At 71.7% G+C, this 7394-nt stretch carries 3 protein-coding genes; 2 read left to right on the top strand and 1 reads right to left on the bottom strand.

Annotated elements, in window-relative coordinates; all coding sequences use genetic code 11:
- Together AB0B85_RS17455 and AB0B85_RS17450 are read left to right on the top strand one after the other, a co-directional pair.
- Nucleotides 1-3573, top strand: a 3573-nt coding sequence (locus AB0B85_RS17455) for a DUF6531 domain-containing protein (RefSeq protein WP_357408359.1), incomplete at its 5' end; no start/stop codon positions are given.
- A gap of 39 nt (nucleotides 3574-3612) precedes the next feature.
- Entirely contained in the window at nucleotides 3613-3990 is a 378-nt protein-coding gene (locus tag AB0B85_RS17450; protein WP_357408357.1) for a hypothetical protein, read from the top strand.
- 7 nt (nucleotides 3991-3997) lie between these two features.
- Here the strand turns inward: AB0B85_RS17450 and AB0B85_RS17445 are convergent, their stop codons facing one another.
- A complete protein-coding gene (locus AB0B85_RS17445; protein ID WP_357408355.1) occupies nucleotides 3998-7372 on the bottom strand; it encodes a S8 family serine peptidase in 3375 nt (1124 codons plus the stop codon).
- Between the last annotated feature and the right edge of the window lie 22 nt (nucleotides 7373-7394).

The raw sequence follows: 7394 nt of genomic DNA, 5'->3' as shown, positions 1-7394 counted from the left end.
CCCAGGGTGCGGGCGGCGCTGCCGAACCTGCCGCGTCCGAGCATCCCCATGGGTGCGCGCAAGGTCGCGGCCGACCCGATCGACGTGGCCAGCGGTGAGGTGGTGCTCACCCAGACCGACGCGGAGTTGCCCGGCCTGCTGCCGCTCGTCCTGGGCCGTAGTCACCTGTCGTCGTACCGCGCCGGCCGGTGGTTCGGGCCGTCCTGGGCATCCACCCTGGACCAGCGCCTTGAGGTCGACGACCAGGGGGTCTGTTTCGTCGCCGAGGACGGCATGGTCCTCACCTACTCGACACCCGCGGGGGTGCCGTTGATGCCGGAGACCGGCCCTCGCTGGCCGCTCACGACGACCGCCGACGGCTACCGCGTCGATCAGCCCGACCTCGGCCGTGCCCTGCACTTCCAGGCGGTGCCCGACCTGCCCGAGCCGGCGGGCGAGGGTGAGCCCGTCGAGGTGCTGCCGCTGGTGGCGGTGACCGACCGTAATGGTCATCGGATCGATCTGGACTGGCGCGACGGTGTGGTCGTCGAGGTGCGGCACAGTGGTGGGTATCGGATCGCTGTCGACACCCTGCACGGGCGGGTCGCGGCGTTGAGTCTGCTCGACGCGGAGCCCTCGGGTGCGGCCCGGACGCTTGTGCGGTTCGGTTACGACGAGGCCGGTCACCTCGCCGAGGTGGTCAACTCGTCGGGGTTGCCGTTGCGGTTCGGCTATGACGACGAGGGTCGGTTGGTCCGCTGGCAGGACCGCAACGCGCAGGAGTACCACTACACCTACGACGAGCAGGGCCGCTGCGTGGCCGCCACCGGCTCCGGCGGGCACCTCTCCGCGCGGCTGCACTACCACAAGGCCGACCGCAAGACCAGCGTGGTCAACTCGCTCGGCCACACCACGATCTATGACCTGACCGAACGCGGCCAGATCGAGCGGGTCACCGACCCGTCGGGCCGCGCCACGGCCTTCACCTGGGATCGTTTTGATCGGAAGTTGTCCCAGACCGATGCTCTCGGGCGGACGACTCGTTGGTCCTACGATGACGACGGCAACCTGGTCGAGCTCACCCGCCCGGATGGGGCGCGGGCGTCCGCGTCGTACGACGAACTGCGTCAGCCGCTCGTGGTCACCGACGTCGACGGTGCGGTCTGGCGACGTGAGTACGACGAGCGCGGCAATCTGACGATGGTCACCGACCCGATCGGCGCGGTCACCCGCTACCGGTACGACGAGGCCGGCCACCTGGCCGGGGTGACCGACGCCCTCGGCCACACACTGGCGGTGGCCACCGATCCGACCGGGTTGATCAGTCAGGTCACCGAGCCCACTGGTGCGGTGATGACCTACCGGCGGGACTCGGCCGGACGCCTTGCCGAGGTGATCGACCCGCTCGGGAACACCACCCGGCTGGGCTGGACCGCCGAGGGACGCCTGGCCTGGCGGCGGGGTCCGGACGGGGCGAGCGAGGAGTGGACCTACGACCCGGAAGGCAACCTGGTCAGCCACACGGACCAGACCGGGGCGACCACCGAGTTCGAGATCGGGGCCTTCGATCGACCTGTGGCGCGAATCGGCCCGGACGGCGGTCGACTCGCGTTCGCCTACGACACCGAGTTGCGCCTCACCACTGTCACCAACCCGCAGGGGCTCGTCTGGCGCTACGACTACGACCCGGCCGGGCGGCTGGTCGCCGAGACCGACTTCAACGGCCGGACCCAGACCTACACGCACGACGCCGCCGGTCAGGTGGTGGCCCGCACCAACGGCGTCGGACAGAGCACCGAGCTGGTCCGAGACCTCCTGGGCAACGTCGTGGAGAAGCGTACAGCCGAGGGCGTGACCACCTTCGGCTACGACCCGGCCGGCCGGTTGCGGCACGCCACCTCACCCGAGGTCGATCTCCAGTTCGAGCGGGATCCGGTAGGCCGGGTGCTGGCCGAGATCCGCGACGGCCAGGTGGTCACCTCGACCTACGACCTGCTCGGTAGACGGACGCACCGGCGTACCCCGTCGGGAGTGGAGAGTGTCTGGGAGTACGACGCGGGGCATCAGCCGGTGGCGCTGCACACCGGTGGTGCGACGGTCAGCTTCACCCACGACGCGGCCGGCCGGGAGACCCGGCGCGCGGTCGGCAGCCTGGCGCTGACGCAGACCTGGGACGCCAACCACCGGTTGCTCTCCCAAATCCTCACCGCGAGCCCCACGGAAACAGCCGCGGTCCCGGATCTGGTCGCCCACCGGTCCTACCAGTACCGGGCCGACGGATACCTGACCGGCGTCGACGACCAGCTCACCGGTCAGCGTCGGTTGGAGCTGGACCGGGCCGGCCGGATCACCGCAGTGCAGGCCGCCGACTGGACCGAGCGGTACGCCTACGACGACGCCGGCAACGTCGCCCACGCCACCTGGGCCGGCGCCGGAGTGGGCGGCGACAACCGGCCCGGCGCCATCGGTGGCAACCTGGACGGCGATGTCCTCGGCGAACGGGAGTACACAGGCACCCTGATCCGCCGGGCCGGGAACATGCGCTACGAGCACGACACCGCAGGCCGAGTGGTGCTGCGGCAGCGCAAGGAACGCTCGACCAAGCCCTCTACCTGGCGTTACGCCTGGGACAGCGAGGACCGGCTGGTCGCTGTGACCACGCCGGACGGCACCCGCTGGCGCTACCGGTACGACGCGCTTGGCCGCCGGGTCGCCAAGCAGCGCCTCGGCGTCGACGGTGCCGTGGTCGAGCAGGTCGACTTCGCCTGGGACGGCCCACGTCTGGTCGAGCAGACCCGGCGCGACAGCGACAGCGGCGCTGGCGGTGGCGGTGGCGGCAAGACCAGCACCTGGGAGTACCTCCCCGGCACCTTCACCCCGATCAGCCAGAGTGACGCGCTGAGCGATCAGGACGAGGTGGACCGCCGCTTCTACGCGATCGTCACCGACCTGGTCGGCACACCCACCGAACTCGTCGATCCGGACGGTGCGATCGCCTGGCAGCAGCGGACCACCATCTGGGGCATCCCGACTCACCAGAGCACGGGCGGCGTGGATTGTCCGCTGCGTTTTCCCGGCCAGATTCACGACCCGGAAACCGGCAGCTCGTACAACTACCACCGTTACTACGACCCGGACACCGCCCGCTACGCCTCCACCGACGTCCTGGGCCTCAGCCCTGGTCCCAATCCGCACAGTTACGTCGCGAATCCTGGCACTCAATCCGACCCGCTGGGCTTGGCACCGTACACGCACGTCACCGGCAAGGGCGACGATCCGTTGGTCCCGGACCTTGTCGACGCCATAAACGCCCGCTATCCCGGGCATGTCAAGGCGCAGGGGATAGAAATAATAGGGCCCGACGGTAAGGCCCTGACCGACTTCGACATTGTCACGCGGAATGCCGTCATTCAGGTGAAATCCGGCAGTGGAAAGGGCGCGCTCAAGCAGGCACTGACGACACAAAGCCTTACCGACTATCCAGTAATAGCGTACCTTCCGCAAGCCCGCGGCAGTGTTATCAAGAGTCTGGAGGCTGCCGGAATCATGGTCACGCGAGACAAGAATCTGCTGCTCGATGTGCTGGCACCCTAGCTGCCCGTCCCTGCGTCCGCCGAGAGGAGAGCGACTGCTGTGCGCCCCACAATTGTGCTCCTGACCCCCACCAGCAGGAGCGCCGAACTGATCGCGCGGCTCCGGACTTCCGGATCGTACCAGCCGGGAGAGATTTTCGACTACCTCGATCGGGCGACGTGCCGCTTCGGGCTGGACTTCTCTGGCGACGTCATCCAGGAGTTCGAGGAGGAAGAGATCGCCCAGATCCAGGACGCACTCGGGGACTTCAATGGCATAGTTGTCGAATACTCGGGCGTCTCCTGCATCCGTGATCTCCTCGACGAGGTCACGGAGGGAATCGACGGTATGATCGACACGAACTTCGGCGAGATTCTGCGCTTCAGTGAGGTTCGCGAACGGTTTGCCGCAGATCCTTCGTGGGACTGGCGGCACTGACAGCGACCTATCGCGCCGTGTACGAGTAGGGCACCGCCGCAACCTCCGTGCCGAACCCGGTACGTGCGTCGAGAGTGGTCACCGTCAACGACCCGGTGACCTGTTCCCCCTCCGGTTCGTCCGCCGCGAAGGTTACCGTCACGGTGCCACTCTGCCCCGGCGCCAGCGTCAGCGGTGTGGACGGCTCGGATGATCCTTCGACCACCCGCCGCCAGTGACTGCCCGTGGACGAGGTGATCCGCTTGTCGACGAGTCGGGTCAGGGCTGTCGCCGCGCAGTCCACCCGGGCCGGCGGTTGGGGAGCGCTGCCGAACGGGCCGACCCGGTTGGCGTTGCAGATCCAGGTAGTGGCCGCCACCTGCGCGGAGGAGACCTCCACCTCGGAGCGTCGACCCGCGGTTCCGGCCAGGTCCGGGTCACCGACGTAGTAGCCGTTCTCGCCGTACGGCTGCGTGTCCAGCACGTGCGGCACCGCCGAGTCGGCCGTCATCCGCAGCCGGGTCGTGCCGGTCGGAACCGCGAAGCGCGGGTAGACGTCGACTGCGGACACCGGTGTCTGGTAGGTGGCGGACGCCACAGGTCGCAGCGGCACGTCGCCCATGGCGTCCAGCCGGCCGTCCACCAGGTACGACGCCGGTGCCGTACCGGTGTTGGTGATGGTCAGGGTGGCCTCGGCCGGGCGGCCGAGCGGCAGCACAGCCCCCGCCGGCACACCTGTCGCCACCACCGACGCCGGGGCGAACCCCACCCGGCCGTGGAACGGTTGGCTGGTCCTGGCCGTGGCGTTCGGCGCGGTGAGCACCAGCACCACGCTCCATCGACCTGGCTGCGGAGCACGCCGCACCAGGTCCAACCGGGGCGCCGCCGCAGTCCCCGCGTTGCGTGAGCTGCTGGCCGCGAGTGGCATCCCGGCCGGGTCGACGAGCAGGCCCCACACCTCAAGCCCCGGGTCGTCGCCGGCCCGCACCGACACGGCCAGCGCCGGCTGCCCGGCGGGCACGTCGAACTGGAAGCTGCGCCGCTGCCCGAGCAGCGCCCACCCGGCGAGCGCGCCGTTGCCGCCGGAGAAGGTGCCGGCGAAGCTGCCGCCGGCGGGACCTGTCGCCACCAGCGCCCGCAGTCCCAACGGAAGCGCCGCGTCGCCGGTCGCGCCGGCGGCGACGGTCACGGCGGCCGACGAGTCACCTGCCGCGTTCGGCAGGCGGACCGGTAGCCGTGCGGTCCGCGTGGCGCCGGGCGGCACGACGATCGACGGGCCGTTGCGCGTGGTCAGCCGCAGTGCGGTGACGTCGTACCGAACCGCACCCACTGCCGGTGACCCGTCGTCGCGGGTCCAGATCGCCACGCTCCAGCGACCCGGCTGCGGCCGGGCCACCGTCACCCGCCCGTACCCCCCGTTGCCGAGCGGCAGTGAGTAACCAGCGAGCCGGCCGGCGGGGTCGAAGATGCTCACCGCGACCGGCGCGGCATGCGACCGGGGGTCCCAGGCCACCGCGGCCTGGAGCTGGTCGGTCCCGCCGGGCACGGTGACCGGCACCCGGCGCGCGTTCGCCGGTACGCCGTCGGAGTCGACGAAGGTCGTGCCCGCTCCTGCGGCCGGCGGCACCTGGCCGGCGGCGAGGCTGCGGGCCGGCGCGGCGGACCGCAGGCCGACTGTGACGCGACGGGCGTGGCCGCCCGGATTGGTGAGGCGCACCGTGACCGGCGTGTCCTGCCCCGTCGCGCCGGTCACGCTCGCCGTCGAGGTGGCGACGAGCAGCCCCGTCGCATCCCCCGGGGCCGGCCTGCCAGCGGATCCGGCACCGGTGCCGGCGGGCCGGGCGGCGGAGTCCGCGTGGTCGGTCAGGGCGGCGGCCAGCCGCACCGCGGCGAGGGTGTCCACCCGCCCGGCGCCCTGCTGGTCGGCCGGCTGCCGCAGGTCCGTCGCGGTGCTCAGCAGGATGCGTTTGACCTGTTCCGGGGTCGGTGTGCCGCCGGTGTGCCGGCGTACCGTCTGGATCACCAGCGCCGCCGCCCCGGCCACGAACGGTGCCGCCGCGCTGGTGCCGCCGAACAGGAAGAACGGGCTGGGGGTGCCGCCGTCGAAGAAGGAGACGCAACTCTGGTAGCGCGCGGTGTCGGTCGAGCAGGCCGCCCACCCGGTGTCGCCGGGCGCCACGAGGTCGACGGTGCGCGGCTGCTCCTGCGCGGTGCCGCCGGAGCTCAACGCGGACACCGAGTCGGAGCGGTGGCCGCCGTCGCCGAGCGGCGACCCGCCGTACCCGAGTTGGCCGTACGCGCGTAGTTGCGTGCTCGCGCCGACGGCGATGACGTCCGGGTCGCTGGCCGGCGAACCCAGGGTTCCGTCCGGGCCGGCGTCCCCGGTGGCCACCACCACTGTCACTCCCGCCGCGACGGCCGCGTCGTTCGCCAGCCGCAGGGCGTTGGCGGCCGTGTCCGGATAGCCGTAGCCCACAAGCGACTCGTTGAGCACGTCGACGCGTTCGTGCAGCACCGCCCACTCGATGCCCTGCAGGACGACAGACGTGGGCGCCGCGACGTTGCTGAACACCTTGGCGACGTGCACGGTGGCGGCCGGTGCGACGCCGAGGATCCGCATCGGGCACGGTCCGTCGGGGCGGTGCGCCGGGTGCGCGTACCGGCCGGCGTCGTAGACGCCGACGCCCTGGGCCGCCACGACGCTCGCGTCGCCGAAGGATTCCAGGATGTACGAGGGGGCGTCCAGACCGTCGCCGGTGAAGTCGGCGTAGCCGGCCACCACCGACCGCCCGTCGCGGACGAACTCCGCCGCCATCGGGTCGATCGCCCCGCCGAGCACGCCGACCCGCACCCCCGACCCGTCGGCCAGGTCGTGCGCGCCGGGTCCGTGGGCCGATCCGACGGTACGCGTCAACGCCAGCCCTTCCGGATCGGTGAGCGGCGGCTCGTCCGGCCCGGCGCAGCCGCGGTCCCCCGTCGTGGCGCTGCCGGCCGTTGGCGCGGGTGGGTTCGGGGCGACCGGTTGGCGCAGGCGCAGCGGGGTGTCGGGCAGTACGGCGCGTACCCCGGGTCGGGTCGCCAACTCCGCGACGGCCCGCTCCGGCACTGTCGTGGCGATGGCGTTCACCAGGCGCAACGGCGCCACCCGGGTGGCGCCGACGCGGCGCAGGTCGGTGAGCACCGGCTGCTGGTCGGTGGTGATCCGGGCGGCCCGGTCGGTGCGGCGGCCCCCGGCGGTGGCGTCGTGCTGGTCGGCGAGGACGACGATGACGGCCCGGTCCGGACCGGCGGCGACCGGCGTCGGGGCGGCCACCACGGCGACCGGTGTGGTGGCCAGGGCCGGTGTCAGGAGGGCGGCCAGGAATCGGTGCGGCGCGGTCAGTGGCACGGGAGGCGTCCTCACGTCGTGGTGTGTGGCGGTGTGG

It is taken from the genome of Micromonospora sp. NPDC049044 (assembly GCF_040649215.1).
Lineage (GTDB): Bacteria > Actinomycetota > Actinomycetes > Mycobacteriales > Micromonosporaceae > Micromonospora.
The sequence above is the reverse complement of the archived record's forward strand: the minus strand, read 5'-3'. Positions and strand labels throughout refer to the sequence as shown.